Origin of the sequence: Streptomyces sp. NPDC050636, from assembly GCF_040654775.1 — a bacterium.
In the GTDB taxonomy this organism is placed as follows: Bacteria; Actinomycetota; Actinomycetes; order Streptomycetales; family Streptomycetaceae; genus Streptomyces.
This window is the reverse complement of record NZ_JBFAIP010000010.1, coordinates 64,888-81,883: the sequence shown is the minus strand read 5'-3', so window position 1 is coordinate 81,883 and position 16,996 is coordinate 64,888. Positions and strand designations below refer to the sequence as shown.

General features: G+C 63.5%; 17 protein-coding genes. 3 read left to right on the top strand and 14 right to left on the bottom strand.

The features are described 5' to 3' along the window. Nucleotides 1-324: 324 nt before the first annotated feature. The 5 genes from AB0I10_RS12305 to AB0I10_RS12285 form a co-directional block, all read right to left on the bottom strand. Nucleotides 325-813, bottom strand: a complete 489-nt coding sequence (locus AB0I10_RS12305; RefSeq protein ID WP_363152341.1) for a helix-turn-helix transcriptional regulator — start codon at nucleotides 811-813, stop codon at nucleotides 325-327. A gap of 90 nt (nucleotides 814-903) precedes the next feature. Then, nucleotides 904-2,181: a glutamine synthetase family protein gene (locus AB0I10_RS12300; protein ID WP_363152339.1), complete on the bottom strand. Its 1,278-nt coding sequence runs from the start codon at nucleotides 2,179-2,181 to the stop codon at nucleotides 904-906. Nucleotides 2,182-2,345: 164 nt separating this feature from the next. After that, on the bottom strand, nucleotides 2,346-3,755 hold the full coding sequence (locus tag AB0I10_RS12295) for an amino acid permease (protein WP_363152407.1): 1,410 nt from the start codon (nucleotides 3,753-3,755) through the stop codon (nucleotides 2,346-2,348). Between the two features lie 143 nt (nucleotides 3,756-3,898). Further along, on the bottom strand, nucleotides 3,899-4,858 hold the full coding sequence (locus tag AB0I10_RS12290; protein ID WP_363152338.1) for a hypothetical protein: 960 nt from the start codon (nucleotides 4,856-4,858) through the stop codon (nucleotides 3,899-3,901). A gap of 414 nt (nucleotides 4,859-5,272) precedes the next feature. Continuing rightward, nucleotides 5,273-5,467 carry a hypothetical protein gene (locus AB0I10_RS12285; protein ID WP_363152337.1) on the bottom strand — a complete coding sequence of 65 codons (195 nt, stop codon included), beginning with the start codon at nucleotides 5,465-5,467 and terminating at the stop codon, nucleotides 5,273-5,275. Nucleotides 5,468-5,815: 348 nt separating this feature from the next. On the opposite strand from AB0I10_RS12285, the gene AB0I10_RS12280 reads away from it, so the two are divergent. The 3 genes from AB0I10_RS12280 to AB0I10_RS12270 all read left to right on the top strand — a co-directional run bounded on the left by AB0I10_RS12280 (nucleotide 5,816) and on the right by AB0I10_RS12270 (nucleotide 9,083). Further along, the gene (locus AB0I10_RS12280; protein ID WP_363152336.1) at nucleotides 5,816-7,315 is read left to right on the top strand and encodes a helix-turn-helix domain-containing protein; all 1,500 of its coding nucleotides are present in this window, start codon (nucleotides 5,816-5,818) and stop codon (nucleotides 7,313-7,315) included. Beyond that, nucleotides 7,312-8,037 (top strand): HAD hydrolase-like protein, encoded by a 726-nt coding sequence (locus AB0I10_RS12275; RefSeq protein ID WP_363152334.1) that lies wholly within the window; start codon nucleotides 7,312-7,314, stop codon nucleotides 8,035-8,037. The genes AB0I10_RS12280 and AB0I10_RS12275 overlap by 4 nt, the downstream gene beginning before the upstream one ends. A gap of 617 nt (nucleotides 8,038-8,654) precedes the next feature. Then, the gene (locus AB0I10_RS12270; RefSeq protein ID WP_363152333.1) at nucleotides 8,655-9,083 is read left to right on the top strand and encodes a DUF2087 domain-containing protein; all 429 of its coding nucleotides are present in this window, start codon (nucleotides 8,655-8,657) and stop codon (nucleotides 9,081-9,083) included. A gap of 168 nt (nucleotides 9,084-9,251) precedes the next feature. Here AB0I10_RS12270 and AB0I10_RS12265 read toward each other — a convergent pair whose 3' ends face one another. From AB0I10_RS12265 to AB0I10_RS12225, 9 genes are all read right to left on the bottom strand, one after another. Then, nucleotides 9,252-10,223: a phosphotransferase gene (locus AB0I10_RS12265; protein ID WP_363152332.1), complete on the bottom strand. Its 972-nt coding sequence runs from the start codon at nucleotides 10,221-10,223 to the stop codon at nucleotides 9,252-9,254. A 43-nt stretch (nucleotides 10,224-10,266) separates the two neighbouring features. Continuing rightward, on the bottom strand, nucleotides 10,267-11,079 hold the full coding sequence (locus AB0I10_RS12260; RefSeq protein ID WP_363152331.1) for a phytanoyl-CoA dioxygenase family protein: 813 nt from the start codon (nucleotides 11,077-11,079) through the stop codon (nucleotides 10,267-10,269). After that, a complete protein-coding gene (locus AB0I10_RS12255) occupies nucleotides 11,076-12,137 on the bottom strand; it encodes an aminoglycoside phosphotransferase family protein (protein ID WP_363152330.1) in 1,062 nt (353 codons plus the stop codon). Before AB0I10_RS12255 ends, AB0I10_RS12260 begins: the two co-directional genes overlap by 4 nt. Before the next feature lie 39 nt (nucleotides 12,138-12,176). Then, on the bottom strand, nucleotides 12,177-13,091 hold the full coding sequence (locus AB0I10_RS12250) for a hypothetical protein (protein WP_363152329.1): 915 nt from the start codon (nucleotides 13,089-13,091) through the stop codon (nucleotides 12,177-12,179). Between the two features lie 129 nt (nucleotides 13,092-13,220). After that, on the bottom strand, nucleotides 13,221-13,832 hold the full coding sequence (locus tag AB0I10_RS12245; RefSeq protein ID WP_363152328.1) for a hypothetical protein: 612 nt from the start codon (nucleotides 13,830-13,832) through the stop codon (nucleotides 13,221-13,223). Next, on the bottom strand, nucleotides 13,825-14,292 hold the full coding sequence (locus AB0I10_RS12240) for a hypothetical protein (protein ID WP_363152327.1): 468 nt from the start codon (nucleotides 14,290-14,292) through the stop codon (nucleotides 13,825-13,827). The genes AB0I10_RS12245 and AB0I10_RS12240 overlap by 8 nt, the downstream gene beginning before the upstream one ends. A 3-nt stretch (nucleotides 14,293-14,295) precedes the next feature. Next, nucleotides 14,296-15,438, bottom strand: a complete 1,143-nt coding sequence (locus AB0I10_RS12235; protein ID WP_363152326.1) for a hypothetical protein — start codon at nucleotides 15,436-15,438, stop codon at nucleotides 14,296-14,298. Then, nucleotides 15,438-16,115 (bottom strand): methyltransferase, encoded by a 678-nt coding sequence (locus tag AB0I10_RS12230; RefSeq protein ID WP_363152325.1) that lies wholly within the window; start codon nucleotides 16,113-16,115, stop codon nucleotides 15,438-15,440. The genes AB0I10_RS12235 and AB0I10_RS12230 overlap by 1 nt, the downstream gene beginning before the upstream one ends. Before the next feature lie 15 nt (nucleotides 16,116-16,130). Next, nucleotides 16,131-16,547, bottom strand: coding sequence for a hypothetical protein (locus AB0I10_RS12225; protein ID WP_363152324.1), 417 nt, complete (start codon nucleotides 16,545-16,547; stop codon nucleotides 16,131-16,133). Between the last annotated feature and the right edge of the window lie 449 nt (nucleotides 16,548-16,996).

Here is a 16,996-nt window from a genome sequence, read left to right as displayed (position 1 = left end):
CGCATGGGCGGGTCCGGGTCGGGGGGCTCCGGTGGGAGGTGACCGTGTACATGCTCCGCGCGTATGCAATCAGGGCAGTGAGGATCACGTGCCATCGCAGAGCCACCTCCCCACACCGTGGATGGTCAACTGGTCTCCTCAAAAGCTCTGTTCGGGGATGTCGCCACTGAGGGAACTCGATCCCGTCGACGAACAGGTCGGGCGCGTAGATCTGGCGGGTCTGTCTGCGCCGAGAGGGCCGGCATACCGGTGGAACGCCATCTGCTCCATGAGCCTGCACCCGAGGAAGGCGAAGAAGCCGGGAAACCAACATGAGCCACCGGGCTACCGCAGCACGGCCGGCGTGCCGCGCAGCCACAAGGCCCCGTCCTTGGGCTGTGATTCATCGAGAACACCGAACTCCCAGGCGCGCGTGATGAGGTGCGGATCGTTCTTCGCCCCCCACCTCTCCCGGAGGGCCTTGATGCGCGCCTTGGCGCCGTGTTGCGACAACCCGTGGGAGTTCCGCTGTTCCATCTCGGCGTGGCTAGCCCCCAAGGCCAAAAACTGCAGGAGTTCGACCTCGGCCGCGTCGGCCTCCTGCGAAGACTTGATGCGGTCGGGGCGGGGCAGCTGCTCCCGGGCGTAGCAGCGGTGGATGAGGACGGTCCGGCTGTTCACGCCCAGCTTGTACTGGGCGTGCCGGAGCTGGCCGTCCACTGTGCCCCTGGCGAGGCGCAGTTTGATGGCGATCTCGCCGCTGGTCAGGCCCAGCGCAACGTGCGCCGTGGCGCGGATCTCGGCGGGCGTAAGGCAGTCGATCGGCGTCATCATTTTGGGCATTTTGAACCCTTCGGATGTGAGGTTGGAGTGCTGAGGGCAGAAGGGCGCCAGCGGCAACGTGGGGTACCGGCGGCTTGTGCTTCAGGCGTGGTGGAGCCAGCGGCCCCGTTCGGTGTCCGGAACGAGACTGCGCTGGTGGTCGAGTTCGACCTGTGCGAGGTGGGCGTAGTGCTGGACCACCTCCCGACCCAACCTCGCCTCAGCGATGGTGCTTTCACCGAACGCGACCAGGGCTTCCTCCAGCGTTCGGGGCAGCGGCGGTGCTGTCGTGTCCTGGTTGGCGTTGCCGGGCCGCTTGGGCGGGAGCGGCGGGGTTCGGTCAAGACCGTAGGCGATCGCGGCGAGAACGGCGGCCGTCGCAAGGTAGGGGTTCGCGTCGGCGCCCGGCACTCGCACTTCCAGATGCAGGCCCTTGCCGTGGCCGACGACCCGCACGGCACACGTCCGGTTGTCACGTCCCCACGTCATGCGGGTCGGGGCGAACGAGGCCGCGGTGTACCGGCGGTAGGAGTTGGTGTTCGGCGCGTACAGCGGCGCCAGCACGGGTAGTGCCGCGACCAGCCCAGCGATCGCATGGCGGCCGGTGGGGGAGAGGCCGCCGTCTGGCATCACGAGCGCCGAGGTGCCATCGCGCCACAGGGAGATGTGCAGATGCAGGCCGCTGGCCACGCCGGTCTCTGGAGCCGCCATGAACGTTGCCGTCAGTCCCGAACGGGCCGCCAGGGTCCGCGAGGCGTGCTTGAGCAGCACGTGCACGTCGCACGCTTCCATGACAGGGCCGTAGGGGAACGTCACCTCGACCTGGCCCGGACCGGCCTCCGTCTTGACGGCCTCTACCGGGGAGCCGGCCCGGGCCAGGGCGGATTGGAGGCGGCGCAGGAAGCGGTCGAGGACGGGCGGGTGGTCGAGTGCGTAGTCGAGGTTCATGGTGGTCACCGGGCACGGGGGTGTAGCTGCCTGGTGAGGGCGGTTGGTGACGTGGTCCTCGTAGAGAAGGAATTCGCTTTCCAGCCCGACCTGGGCCTGTAACCCGTGGTTGGCCAGGCGCTCGATCTGAGTACGCAGGATCTGCCGCGGAGCCACCTCCACGGGCTGTCCATCGGGGGTGCGGGCGTCGCCGAGGGCGAGCACAGTCCGAGGGAGCCAGGGCACCGGCCGCAGTGTGTCCATGTCGGGGACCACTTTGAGGTCGGCGTAGCCGTTCTCCCAGGAGGTCAGTGCGAAACCGTCGACGGGCCGCATGCCGACGTCGGTTGCCAGCAGGTACGCGCACATGCTTGCGTGCCCGCCCGCAACACGCTCCAGGAAGTGCCTGGCGTCGTACCGCTTTCCCTTCAGCCGCCCCTGTAAGTCAGGCATAGCCAGGATCACGGTGTCGATACGCCCGTCATCGACACCAGCCCGCACTTCCTCCAGAGGCAACCCGCCGGCACGCCGACGATGCCCCCGCCCCGCAGAGGCCCTGCGCGGCGAAGAAGCCGACATGCGGGAGGTCTTGCTGGACGGACCGTGGAGGGAGGGCATCAGATGACTTCCCTCTCCAGGTCCGCCAGGTCGCGGTCCGTCCTGCCGGTGGGGACGGCGTAGGTGCGCTTGGCCAGCCACCACCACAGCGTCGCTGCGGCGAGCACCGCGACGAGGGCGATCGGCGCGTAGTTGAAGGTGTCGATGCTGATCGGGTCGTGTTGCGGCAGGCAGAACAAGACCGTCACGAACGCCACCCACGCCACGGCCACCACGCCGACCGGGACGCCCCAGCGGCCCAGGTTCCACGGACCGGCCTCGAAACGGCGCCGGTTCTTGATCCGCAGGAAGATGGGGATCGCGTAGGCCGGGGTGATCCCGATGACGTTGATCGCCGTCACCGCACCGTAGGCGGTCGCGCTATGCAACGACGGTGCGACCAGCACCGCGGCCGCACCGACCGACAGCCACACGGCTGCCTTCGGGGTGCCGTCGCTCACCCGCTGCCAGAGATGCCAGCCGGGCAGCGCCCGGTCCCGGGAGAACGCGAAGATCATCCGGGAGCAGGCGGCGGTCCCCGCGGTCCCGCAGAACAGCTGCGCGACGATCACGAGCAGCAGCAGGACCTTCGCCGCTTCCGGACCGAGCGCATCGTGGAAGATCTGTGCCGGCGGCACGTCCGCGCGCTGGGTGGCGGTGTAGTCCTGGATGGCGAAGGTGAGTCCGGTCAGCAGGACGAACCCCGCGCCCCACGACCAGACGATCGCCCGCATGATGCCCTTCGGGGCGGCGACCTGTGCGTTGGTGGTCTCCTCCGACAGGTGCGCGGAGGCGTCGTATCCGGAGAACGTGTACTGAGCCAACAGCAGCCCGATAAGCGCGACGTACCACGTCGAGCCGAAACCGGTGTCGTTGACGAACTTCGTGAAGACGAACGGCACGGACTGGTGCTGGGAAGGCACCAGGGCCAAGGCGCCGACGATGACGGCGACGCCGGCCAGGTGCCACCACACGCTGACCACGTTCAGGACGCTGACCAGACGCACGCCCTGGAGGTTGAGCACGGCGTGCAGCAGCAGAATCGCAAGGAAGATCACGAAGGTTGACACCGGGCTCGCCACGATGCCGAACTGCAAGTTGAGGAAAGCGGAGACGAACTGGGCACACCCGTAGTCGATGCCAGCGATAGCGCCCACCAGGCCGAGCAGGTTGAGCCAGCCGGTGTACCAGCCCCACCGCCGCCCTCCGAGCTTGTGCGCCATGAAGTAGAGGGCGCCGCTGGTGGGATACGCGGAGGTGACCTCGGCCAGGCCGGCGCCGACGAACAACACCATGGCTCCGACTGCCACCCAGCCCCAGATCATGACCGCGGGACCACCGGTCGCCATGCCGAAGCCGTACATGGTCATGCACCCGGACAGGATGCTGATCACTGTGAAGCTGGCCCCCGCGTTTCCGAACGCGGTCATCCGACGAGCCAGCTGCTGCTTGTAACCCAACTCCCGCAGCACCAGGTCATCAGACCTGGAACCAGGAGAGCGATGGGACGAGTGAGACACGAGAAGACCTCCAAACACAGAGACGGACCAAGCCCTGGGTGAGCCGGTTCATGTCAATCAGAGGGGTATGCGGGCGGGCGCACAGCAGGGCTGCGATGCGAGGCGCGTCTCCTGGCGGATTCCGCCTCTGCGCGGGCGTGCAGGAACAGGGACTTGGCGGCGTCCGGCTGGTTCCCGTAGTCGTGCACCGAGGCCCACGGCTCCCTCGCCGCATGCGAGCCCATGGCAGTGAACACCTCAGCCGCCTCATTCAGCTTGTGCCCGGCCCACAGAGCACACGCGAGATGACTGAGATCAGATACCGAACGCCCGGCGGGAACTGTGCGGCGGAACCAGTGGTGATGCGCCTTGAGGGTGTAGCCGATGGTGGGCTCCTCGGCCCACTGGAGCCGCCATGTCGCCGGTCGGTGCCACCCACCACCCTGACGACGGCACTGCTCAGCCAGCGCGTACAGCGGCAACAGCAGCAGCGGCGACCCCTCGCGCGCCCACGACGCCACCCACCGGCCGAAGTCCATCATCTCCGCGAGCGCCCCCGCCTCCGCTACCTGCCGGGCCAAAAGAAACTGGATCATCCGGTGGTACGCCTCTCGACTGCCGGAATCACGCCGGTTGACCTCGTACAGCAGCCCCCACGGGCCTGTCGGCAACATGGGCTCGGGAGCACGCTCACGATGCTCCCGCCACACCTGCCGCGTATCGACCTGCGCCAGCGTAAGGAGACACAGCCACGGCACAGGATCACGCCACTCACGACGAGTCGCTGCCATCGCCGCGCCCCTCGCCCGCTGCTCCAGACTCCCGGCAGCGCCGTGCCGTTGACGGTGCGATCGCAGTGCCCGCTCCACCGACACCCGGGCCAGCATCACCTGCGCGTCGTAGCTGTCCGGCTCCTCGGCCAGCCATGCCTCCGTCACATCGGAGCCGGCCGCCATGATGCCGAGCACCTGCGTGCGGAAACTCCGCAACGGCCAGTTCGGACCGGTCTCCGCAAGGAGATCGCGCATCGCCATCCACCGGCCGACCTTCAGCTCAGTCATGGCCGCACGCAGACCATCGTCCGCACCCGCGGGGTGATAGACCGGATCCATCAGACCATCCCCTCGCAGGCAGCCAGGCGTAGAAAGGCCAGTCGGAGGACCACGACCTGTCGGCCTGCCCAGATCGGCTCGAACCGGGACAGCTGGCCTACCGCCGTGAACACAGTCATCGAGGTCCTCAGGCTCTCTGGAAGAAGCCTCGCCAAGGCTGGCGAGGGGTGGGCAACACAGCAACAGCGGCCGTACCCACAGCCCGGCTTGGAGAAATGGCCTCTGGGATAGGTCTCATCGATAGTCCTCAGATCACGTCCGGTAGGTGGAATGACCATCAGGGCCCAGGAGCAAGAGGAGAAGAGTCAGACCCTTGCCTGCGTCCCAACGGTCGGTCTAGAAGTCGATCTTCTTGATCAGCTGGACCGCGCCCTGCACGCCGTCCCTGATGCTCGGTGCTGCGGAGCTCCCGGCCAGGAAGAAGCCGAACAGGACGCACACGATGGCGTGGCCTACGTTCAGGTCGGCCTTCTTCACCAGGAGAAAGACGGTCAGGCCCAGGAGCGCCACGGCGGAGAAGCTAACGATCACGGACCACCTCTGACGAGATCCGCGTGCCACAACGCGGGAGGGGCCGCCACGCTGCCTCCCGCGGGCGATCCAGCGGCAGGGGCTGTGCCATCCGTACGTATAGGGCCGAGGACACCTTGGACTCCGGTGGACGAGTTCATGGACAACTGGTGATCCACAGCACGAGGGGCCAGGAATACGCCTGAATGATCCGCTCTCGGGCGGTTCGTCGGCGCCGTGCACTGCGGGAGTCCCAGAGTGATGGGAAAACGCCCGGTGCACACATTTCCCAGGTGATATCACTTGAGTGATTTCGGTTTCGCCAGGGGCAGTTGAGGGCCCAAGAATTCGTTCAACGGGGAGGCATCGGTGCATGCGCAGCCGCCGCGACGTTGCGAACAGTGCGGCTGCCAACTGAGCCAGTACAACTCTGGAACGCTGTGCTCGGCCTGCGTACGCTCACGCAGCCTGAACCAACGTGCCGCTTCCGTTCCAGAACGCGTATGGCGCAGCCCGGAGATCCAACAGGCCCTAGCCTCCTGGGACTTCGGTAAGACGACCCGCCTGATTCGCCAGCAGGGTTCCTTGCGTCAAGATGACATTTCCCAACTGACCGGCCTGAGTCAGGGGTTCCTGTCCATGCTTGAGTCAGGCCGCCGTCGTCTCACAAACATCGACAAGATCGGCGAGTTCCTCGCTGGTCTCGGCGTTCCCCCCGAACTTGCTCCCCTCCCGCTTCCCCGGCGCGTCCAGCCGCCCCGGAACCTGTATGTCGGTGACCTCGATCCGTCCTTGCCGTGGACGGCGGGCCGTATGGTGGCCGCACTTGGCACCGCGGTTGGAGGGAACGCGATGGACCGTCGACGATTCCTTGCGGTGAGCGGGCTGACGCTCACCGCCTTCGTGCACCACTGGACCACTGCAGAAGCCGAACCGCTGGTTCGGGCGGCAGAGGGCAGTCGCCTCACACACAAGCTCCTCGACAGCCTGCAGGCGACCACGGACAACCTGCGGATCACAGATGCGACCGCCGGCAGCGGCACTCTGGCTGACCTCGGCAATGCCCATCTGGAGTTCCTCAAGCGACTCGTCGAGCAGTCGACGTACGACGAGGACACCGGCCGGCGCCTCGCCGCGATCACCGCGGACACCGCCATCCAAACAGGATGGTTCGCCTTCGACGCCGGAAACCGGGACCGCACCCCCGCATACCTTTTCGCCGCGCTTCGCGCCGCGAAAGCCTCCGGCGACGCACGATTCGGAGCCGGTGCTCTCTCCTACCTGGCCATCCACGGCTACTCCACCGGGGCACCACGAAGTGCCGTGATCGCGGCGCAGGCAGCGCGCGAGAAGATCAAGCACCTCCGCGCCCCCGCCCTGGAGGCTATGCTGCTCACCCGGCAGGCCCGCGGACACGCAAAGCTCGGCGAACGCCAAGCAGTGCTCACCGCACTCGGACAAGCCGCCGAGCTGTGCGCTCAGGGACGCTCTGAACGCGACCCGCACTGGCTGTACTGGATCAACGAAGGTGAGATCCATGGCCAATCCGGCAGCTGCTACCTCGATCTGGACGAGCCACAGCGAGCTGTCACCAGCTTCACCCAGGCACACGACTCGCTGAACCCCGTCGATCAGCGCACGCGAGGACTGTTCCTGTCCCGGGCCGCATCCGCTCACCTCCGGCAAGGCGACGTCGAAGCAGGATGCGACACCGCGCACAGGGCACTCGACCTCGCCGAGCAGCTCCAGTCAGCCCGCATGAACGAACACATCGAGGTGATGCTCGGCGACCTCCATGCGGTGGGGAACGCCACGTACGCTCGGGAGCTAGTGGACCGTGCCGCCGCCGTAACGGGAGCCAGGAAATGAACGTGACAGGAGCCCAGCAGACCCTCATCCTGTGGGACATCGACCGCACGTTGCTCTACGTCGGCGATATCGACCGCCAGGTGTACCGCGAGACGTTTGCCGAAGTCGTCGGCCGCCCCGCCGAGCGTCTGCCGGCGCGCGGCACTGGCGTGACCATGCCCCTCGCCATCCGCTCTCTGCTCCTGGACAACGGCGTACCGGAGACGACGGTCCCGGAGCTGTTGCCGCGCATGGTGGAGCTGCTGCCCAAGCGGCTCGCCGCTCACAGTGAAGACCTACGGCACCAAGGGGTTCTCATGCCCGGAGCGGTGGCCGCACTCCAAGCTGTCCACGACCACCCGCGCTGGGTGCCGACGGCCGTCACCGGGAACCTCAAGCTGAACGCGCTGCTGAAGCTCGCGGCCTTCGACCTCGACGGCTACCTCGATACCGAGATCGGCGGCTTCGCCTCCGACGACGACCATCGACCCGCGCTCGTGGGCATCGCACAGAGACGCGCGCAGGCCAAGCACGGGACAGTCTTTACGCGCTCCAACACGGTGATCATCGGAGACTCCCTTGAGGACGTCCGCACGGGACTTGAGGGCGGCGCCTCGGTCCTTGGCGTGCCCTCGGGCAAGACCTCCGCACAGGACCTCAAGGAAGCGGGGGCCGATGTTGTTCTCGAAAGTCTGGAAAACGTACAGCATCTGGTGGATGCGATCACTTTCAGCACAGCCTGAACAGTGATCCCTAATCTGCAGACGGAAGGTCACGTCGGGCCCCATACGCCGCAGGTCACCAGCCAACGTGCACCAAAGGCCGCACCTCCGCAACGGGTGACCGCAGCGGGCAAGGGATCCTGCGGCGATCGCCATCGGCCTCCTGCTTGTTGCGGCGGGGCCCCACCCCTCAACTCACCGTTCAGGGTGTGGACTGCGTTCATCTTCAGCGCGCGGAGGACGATCTCCCATCCCGGCTTGCAGAGGCCTCGAAGGAGGGCAATATCACTGGTGTGATGTCCCTAGAGTGGCGCCACCCATACGCTTGCGTGCCAGCGGACAGGGAACCGCTGTCAGCTCGTGCTAGCACGGGCGTCGACTGCGGAGTGCTCAAGTCCGATACGGCGACGATGGCAGCCCTGCCGTCTAATTCGGCGGATGGACGTCACGGCCTGTCGGCCAGCCGGGTCGATGGGGTCGCTAGAAGCCGTCTTGAAGCAAGACGGACCGACTCCTAGGAAGTTCGCATGTCTGAACTCAGCAGTGCGGCAGAGCGGCTTGCTGCTCTCTCTGTGTCTAGTCGGCTGACTCTGCTCGCGACTGTAGCCGAGCGAGAGAGCAGAGGCGATGACTGTTCCATGAGTGCAGTCGCGGCCGCAGTCGGCCGAGATCCGAAGGCGATGGTGAAGGACGCTGTGCGGCTCAAAGAAGCCGGACTGGTGTCCATCGAAGGGCACATTCTTTCAGCGGATCTCTCAGCCCTGGGCGTGGCTGCTGACGCGATCGATGCCACCTTGCCCGTGACTCGTTTGCTGGCTGAGGACCCTGATCTCGAACGGTTCTTCAAGCACGGGAGGCTCGTCAAGCTTCCGGAGAATCCCGACTACCGGTGGCGTGTTGCACAGCTCCTTGCGCGGCTCCTTCCTCCCGGCCGGCAACTGTCGGAGTCCGAAGTGAACGACTTGCTGAGTCAAGCGCACTCTGACTACGCAGCCTTGCGGCGGCTTCTCGTTGACCTGAAGTTGGTGACTCGAGCCGCAAGCAGCGGCTATCAGAGAGTCGCGTGACGCCGAGGTGCGGTTGAGGACAAGACGTAAATGCGTCACTTCAGCCGTGCAGCAGCACCCTGAATCCCGCTGATGTGCCCGTCTGCTCATGCAGACGCGCACATCAGCGGGATATGTTTCGATCTACGCTCCTGCCTGGAACTGCGAGGCAGCCTACGGGTGGCCAGGTCAGGCGCCGCCCCAGGCGTGCGCCGTGTCCACCTCTAGCACGATGCGCTCGGCCGCTTGCTTGATCCCTTCTGGATCACCTACCGAGAGCGTCCAGGAGAAGTGGCCAATCATGATCCGGAGAACGGCGAGATGCCTCAGCGTCGCCAGTCGCTCGGGATCGAACTTGCTTCGCCGTTCGTAACCAGAGATCAACTCGCTTGCTTGAGTCAGAGGAGAGTCAAAGAAGCAGTCCCACCAGCCGATATCCATCTCTGGTGGACCGCTCTTGGCTGCCTCCCAGTCGATGACGGCGGCAATGCTACCGCTCTCCACAATGACGTTGTCAGGGCTGAAATCGCCATGCAGCAGGCTGGGAGAACAGTCATCGAGCATGGACCGATGCGTATGCATTAGAGCCATTGCCCTGTCCAGGACCCGATCACAGGCCGGCTCAATTCGCCGGGCGTCGTCGAGTTTTCTCTCTAGACCATCAATGAACCAGTCACCGAACTTGGTGTCGGTTCCATGAAGGCTCGCATCCACGGAACCGAACCCCGTGGTGTTCAACTGGTGGATCCTGGCTAGAACCTCGCCGGCCTGTCGCACCGCGCCACTGGCACCCTCCGGCCCGACTCGCCTCGCATGCTCTCTGAGTGTCTCGCCCATCACTCTGTCCTGCACCATGATCGAGACGGCTCCGTCCACGACGTCCTCGCTACCGACGTATCTGATCGCTGGGGCAGGGATGCCGGCGTCGCGGCATCGCTGAACGAGAGACGCCTCGATGTTGAATCGCGCACGTTGAGGAGTGGAGAGACGGGCCACAACAGCGCCTCCACGTACGTCAGTGCACTCGTAGACCCGGTGGCTACGCCCCTTGAGTCTCCGGGTACCGGCGAGTTCAACGTCGCGGAACTGTGGCCACACCTTGCTGATCACAGCAGCATCGAGCGACCTCTCGTCCACGAGGTCCGCGGGGGACTGGTTCATGCGCTTCCTTCTTCCGCACAGGCATCGGGCCAGGAGGGGATGACTAGGGGACGCGTTCGGCATCTCGCCAGAGAACGTTCCCACTGGCTGCACTGGTGGTTGACGAGTATTGAGCCAAGTAGGCGCGCCTAGGGGAGCTGGTGTCGTTCGTCGAGCTTGAGTGGAACAGGGTGCTGCTGAAGCAGATCACGCTGCCCCTGGGGACCTCGATGGCTACACCCGGAAGGCTCCCGAAGTACCCCACCAGGTCACCATTGAGGGGGTCCGGCGTGTGTGTGACTCGTGTGCGAACGCCGAGCTCTGAGAAGGGGATGACACGGAGAGGGCCGTTCTCGGCCGTGACGTCGTCCAGCGCAACCCAGCAGGAGAGGTACGGGGCGTGGTCCAGGGGCACGTAGCCCGAATCCTGATGCCACGAAAAGTAGCCGAGAGACTGGGGGCTTCCGTCGTTCTCGAAGTGAGCACCCCCTTCATCTGCACCCTTGGTGCCCATCTTCACAGAGAACTGATCCCATATCAGATAGGATTCAGGTCCGATCAGTTGCCCGCAGATCCCCTGGAGCAGATCGCTGAACAGGAACTCGCGGAGCCGCTGCTGTGCGTTCCGGCAGCCACCGGGTGTGTACTGCAATCCTCGCCGACTGCCGCCCAGGACGTCCACGCCTTTGGTGTCCATTTCCCTATGTACATTGCCAATGGCCTGCTCGCATTCCTCGTCAAGCAGCTCCATCAACGATTCAGGAACGATGGCAGGCAGTACGCAATAGCCCTCCTCTTGAAACTGTGCCACCTGGGCTTCAGCGACGAGTGCACCAGTGGCTGCCTTAACGGCACCATCAAGGGGGATCTCATTCATGTAGCCAGTCTCCTAACGGTTGCGAAAGGATCGGTGAAGCTGTCGGATGAGGTCGCTGTGCTGGCAATGTTGTCGAGAAGGTCGAGATGGCGGATCAGGCGCTCCGATCCGTATGGTTCGACCCACCTTGGGGAAGATCGCGCATAGTAGGCCAGCCGTCCGAGTGATCGGTCGGTGAGATAGAGAAGTAGACTGGAATTCCGCGTGGTGTAGCGCGGAATGAGGCTCCTGTATCCGACTTCAAGCCCGCGGATGAATGTTGTGAAGGATTGCTCATCCATAACTTCGAACGCCCAGTTCTGGATGCTGGCAATGTCGTACCCGCTATCGCCAACTGATAGCTGGTCATCGATGAACGAAGCGATTCTGGCTTCTGATGGCGCAGCGGTATCCATAATTACGTTTCCGCCATGAAGATCCGCGTGGATCAAACATCCCTGTGTTTCATCGGCGACGTGATGGTCCGTAGCCCCGAAACGGTTGGTGAACGCGCCGGCCAGTGAGCGTGCCCTTCTTATCTCGCGGTCATCCAATGCTGTGATCTTGCTAGCCTCGCGCACTCGGCGTGCAAGGAGCTCTTGTCTGGTGAGTATCTTCTTTCGCCAGAAGATTTCTTGATCACCGGATCCGGTGTCTTCTTTGTGTCGGGCTTCAGCCAAAGACTGGGACGTGCTGTGCAAGACCGCGAGGGACACCCCCGTGGCTTGTCCAATCTCGTGCACGAGTTCTGAGTCCTGGCCAGGTGCGAGCCGTCGGATGATAGTGGTGAGATCCGTTCCTGGGACGTACGAGTTGACGAAGGCCCATGCGGCAGAGCCTTCGAATTTGCACGGCCCGGATTGGATCTCGACGGGAAACGGTACTGGCAAGCCAACCTTGCCGGCTAACTCCTCAACGAGCTTCCGGCGCAGCGCAGATGCCTCTTGAAGTGGCAGCACCTCTGCGCCCTTGACGAGAATTACCTTGACTTGCCGCCCTGTAGATTTTAGCAACCCTATATAGGAGGATCGCCCGATAGAAGTGAGGGTGTTCAGGTCTACTTTTAGCGAGCTTTCCATTCCTGCCCCCGCCTCCGTTGCTTGGGGTTCCTTGGATTCCTAGCCGCGGGGCGGCAACGCCCTTACGCCAGCGCGTTGCTCTTCAGCGGTACGGCCGTGGAACTCATGAAAGATCCGCTCGTTTCTTTCCGTTGCGGCGTAGTAGTCAGGTCGTCCACTTACGGGATGCCAAAGATGAATGAGTGGATAGTTCATCGTGATGACGCTCTCCTTGAAGGAGATTCCGCTGCGGTCCCCCGTATAAGGATGGAAGGCCTGGACCGTGTGCCAGAAGATGAGATCCTCATATCCCCATCCAGGAAGCTCTGGCACCCCGCCGGCCTGGCGGAACGCGGCATCGGAGCAGAGATAGGCGGCACTGGCCCGAGGTCCTCCGCTGATCCGGCAGAGACTGGCCGCGAGAGTCTCCTCCGGGCGCCAGCGGTAGGGCGCGTAGGAGCGGTCATCCGACCCCCACAACCGGACGTGGTCGGCCTCGGTGATGTCTCGACGAAGATTCGCCGGGAGAGAATTGACGAGGGATTCCAACTCATCACTACTCAGGGCGACTTCGTCGTACGCGTCTGAGGCGGCCTGTTCCGAACCATGAATGGTGCGTCGCCGTGCGACGCACCGTTGAAGGACGTCGAAGAGCTGTCCCGGCTGCACCGCAGAGCAGCGCACGGCCTCACTCATCATCCGCGATAGATGCACTTCTCCCCAGTAGGGGTAGACGAACGGACAGTCCAGTTGCAGCATCAACTGCACGGCGCGATCCAGGACATCCGGGGCAACGAGGAAGTCAGCCTGGTGGAAGTACACCAGATCAGCCGGATAACGCCGGCTGAGGAAGCCCCTGTTCATTGCCCGGCCAGGTGAAAACTCCTCATCCGAGCTGGTGAAGACGTAGTCAGTCCCCAGGTTTCGGGCCAGGTCCCGTTGAGTTGCTTGCTTTCCCAACTCTGCAAGAAGCACACGGTAGTTCTTGTACTCAAGGTTTCTCTGCAGGCTCTCCAGGACCTGCTGGAGATTCTCCTGCCGCTCAGGCTGACTCGCTGAGTGCCCGTACGGGACAATGACGTCAACTCGCGGTAATTCCTGCACTCAGCTGCCCCCTCGACTCGTGCGGTCGTCAATGGCGGTCGGCACTTGATCGCGCAGGATGGAAGCGTTCGGTGTGGCCCCGTGGAGATAGGGGTGGTCATGCCCACCCATTTTGATCTGTGTCACGTGGACGCTGACCACATCGAAGAACGCAGCAAGGTTCTCGTCGAAGCACGCCCGGTACAGCTGACAGGCACTCCCATTGTGGCTCTGGCCAAGCAGAATCTGGAACATGGCCTCGACGGCGCCCCCGGTGCCGGCCTGCCAAGCCTCCCATCCTGTCGTCAGGGAGAGGGGATGGTTGTGCGCCTGCCACTCCAGATGCACCGCGGCTTCCTCAAGGTCTGACTTCCGGTGACCGTGGGCTTTAACTACTTTCGTGAAGAGCCCCTCATCCCCCATCGAGTCACGGCATGCACGATAGGCGGCCACCGCGGCCGCATCGCTCCGCTGCCCGTAGCACAGCCATGCGAAGGGGCGATCAGAGTGTTCAGTTGCCCGTGCGTGCTGACGCGCCAGGAAGTGATTGATCGCGGCAGCGGGGCTGTCCTGCTTGGACCAGGAGTTGACGTTCCACTGCCAGTCCGCGCAGTCGTTGATGATCTCATTCATTCACGCCACCCACCTTTGCCGACGCCCTGCCTTGCGGAGAGAGCAACAACTCGGCGAAGTCTGGACTGCGAACGAACGCCGAGAATTTCTGGAGATCAGGAAAGGTCCGAGTTGCGAGAGAGAAGACTGCCCAGGTCCCCTTCATGGGGCTGATCGTGAGCACTGGGACCCCCATGCGGTAGGCCTCGTACATCTCGACCGATGTCCCCATGCTGGGCTCGGGGAGCCAAGCGACGAGAACATCGCACAGCCCTGCCTCCGTTACGTAGTGGAGGAACATGTCCCTCTGGAGATCTCGTGACCACTCCAGCCGGCCAAGGTTCTCCTCGTGAGGATCGACGAACTGTGCATGCGGATAGGCGACCGATACGACATCACGGATCTCCTTGCGGTAGCCCTGGTGATGTATCGCGTCATCAGTACGAGCGCCCTGGATAATGCCTGCCAGGAATACACGCATGGTTCAGAACCCCTTCCGGAGTAGTAGGGCTTCGATGGCCTCGACACAGTCTTCAAGCCCGTTCCGGCCGAGCCGATCGATGAATGCATCGGCGTTGCCTACCAACTGCGTCCATGCGCCTGTGTCGTTCAGCATTTCTTCGAGCCGCTTGCCCCATGACTGCCGCAGGTCTGGGTCCTCTTCAAACCCACCCAACTGCTCGAGGAAGTGCGCTGAGCGGTCCCGCAACGGAAGTCGCATCAGGTCCAGCCCGGGCAGATGATCCCTGAGGTGGATGCTTGCAGCAGCGACCCCCTGCCGTCGGTACTCGTCGAGTTGAACGTACTGACTGCTGTTGGAAGGGGGCAGGAACAGTGTGGGGATTCCGGCAGACCATGCCTCCAAGGGAGCTTCAAGCCCTGGCACAGTGAGGAAGGCGCAAGAAGACGCGAGTCGATCCAGAAAGTCCTTATGTCCGAGACACTCGAATGAGTACGGACTGTTGGGCCATTGTCGTCGACATTCAGACACCAACCGTTCGCCGCCAGTGATGGTGACTGAGGTGAACCTCGTCATGTCTACGTGCGAATGAAAGGCTTCAACCACCACAAGTGGATAGTTGGTGTCCTTGCCCAACTCGTACCAGCCTGCAGCTTCCCCACCGCCAAAGTTGACGAGGAGATCAGCTGAATTTGGAGCGGCTTCCCGGCCAGGAATCGACTCGACGATCGGCCCCACAACGACGTGGTTGCTGCGGAGTCGAGATGCGTGTCCAGGTGGTTCTGAGCCAATGCTCTGTTGCGTGATCCGCAGGTCGAGATCTGAAACCCAGTCCGGCAGGTCATCCCACCACCAGGAGAGAGGGTCGAGCCACGCGACGGGGACGCCGAGTCTCTTGGCCTCTTCGGCGCTTGAACGGTCTACACAGGAGATAAGGAGGTCGAAGTTGCGAAATGAGCTCTCGCAGTACCGACCGAAGTTCTCCCCGTCAGTATCCCGCTCTATCACATCCTTCCAAAACCCGGAACGCCGGGCGAGCTGAAAGGCCGTGCCGTACCCGACGAACGTGAGCTGATGCCCCTGCTGTGACAGCCTCTCCGCAACAGTGACGAGCTTGCCGGCGGGACCGAAGGCGAAGTTCTCAGCGGTGGCAATGATGCGCGCCATCAGTGAGACCTCCCTGCACTCACCCGATAGACGGTGTAAGTCTCGTAGGGTAGGGGGAGTTGGGCGATGACTGACGCGTTCAGGCCGCACTCCTCGCTGTACGTGATGACGTCGAGGATCCCCATGTCCTGGTGGGCATCGGTGGCGATCAGGTAGGCCCGTCCTCGGTCGGTCAGGTAGTCACCGACCTGCTCAAGAAACCTCCGGGAGTGGATGAGCTCGGGGTCAAAGATCGCTGCTTCTATTGCGTTGGCCGGGGTGCCAGGGAGCAGCGGGGGGTTCGCGATGACCACGTCATACCGCTCGGTCACCGGGGCAAAGAGGTCACCTACCAGGGCAGTAACCCTGTCAGACACCTGCTGGCTCTCGGCGTTGGCCATGGCGCAGCGGACTGCCTCGGGGGAACTGTCGACGCAAACCACCTTGGCTGCGGTCTGCGCGGTCATCAGCCCCTGGTAACCGGATCCGCTGAAGACATCGAGGACCGTCTCCCCGGGCGCGACCCGAACATGCTTCGCGAGGAACGCGCTGGTCTTGGTGTACGCGGGGCAGAACACTCCAGGGAAGATCGTCAAGTTCAAAGAGTCGATGGCGACCTCGAACGGAGCGTCGTGCGCCAGGTGCCGGTCTACCAGGCGACGCGCCGGCGCGAGGTCGACAACAGTCGATGAGTCCATCATGGGGTCCTTGCCTCAGCTCTCTTGTACGGCGGGATCGTTGAGGATTGCTGTTGCTAGGGAGTCGGCGACGGCGGCATGCCATGTAGCAGTTGGGTGTTCGTCGAATCGGTAGAACATCGCCTTGCTGTCGCTGCACCTGAGATATGCCTCGTGGTTCATAGCGAGGCATGGGACTCCGCTCTCCGTCAGGAGATCAGCGAGCTTCTGCCCGGCGGCCTGGTCGTGTTTCCGATTAGGCAGTGGAGGCACTATGACCATGAACCTCCGCCCAGCCGCAGATACCAGTTCATGCATTGCCCTAACGAGGAGGGTCGTTATTCGCCACTCTGTCCGCTCGACAAGACCCGGCAAGAGAGGCGGGTCGACCCTGGCTCCTTCGCACCCGACTAGTCCAAAGTGGCGGAGTTCCTCATCGACGAGGTCAAACACGGGGTGGCTGGGCCCATGCGGATTTACCCAGGAATTCAGAGCGATCCACTCTAGTCGACGCCAAGCTCGCATGAGTTGGTCGGGTTCCCATAAATATGCAATGACACCGTCTTTTGCTACGACTTCCTGCACGTTAATTCGATGCAGTAGTTGAAGATAGGCTTGAGTGGGTCCGTACCCCATGCAGGCATAATTGTGAACGGGTATTCCCTCTACCCTGTGCAGTCGAGCAGCGAAGGTCTCGTTCTCGTTGACTCCATGCCCAAAGGCCCAGGAGCAGCCCAGGATCGCTACCTCCGAGGTTCCCCCGGAATAGCCAGTGTTGCGCCTACCGGAACCGTCGATCGTGTATCGCGCACGAAACTCAAACGAGGGATGGACGGCCGTAGCCCCCGCCACGTGTGACCAGCCAAGCAGGGAGTCCGGCTGGAACATTCCGAGGCGTGGCT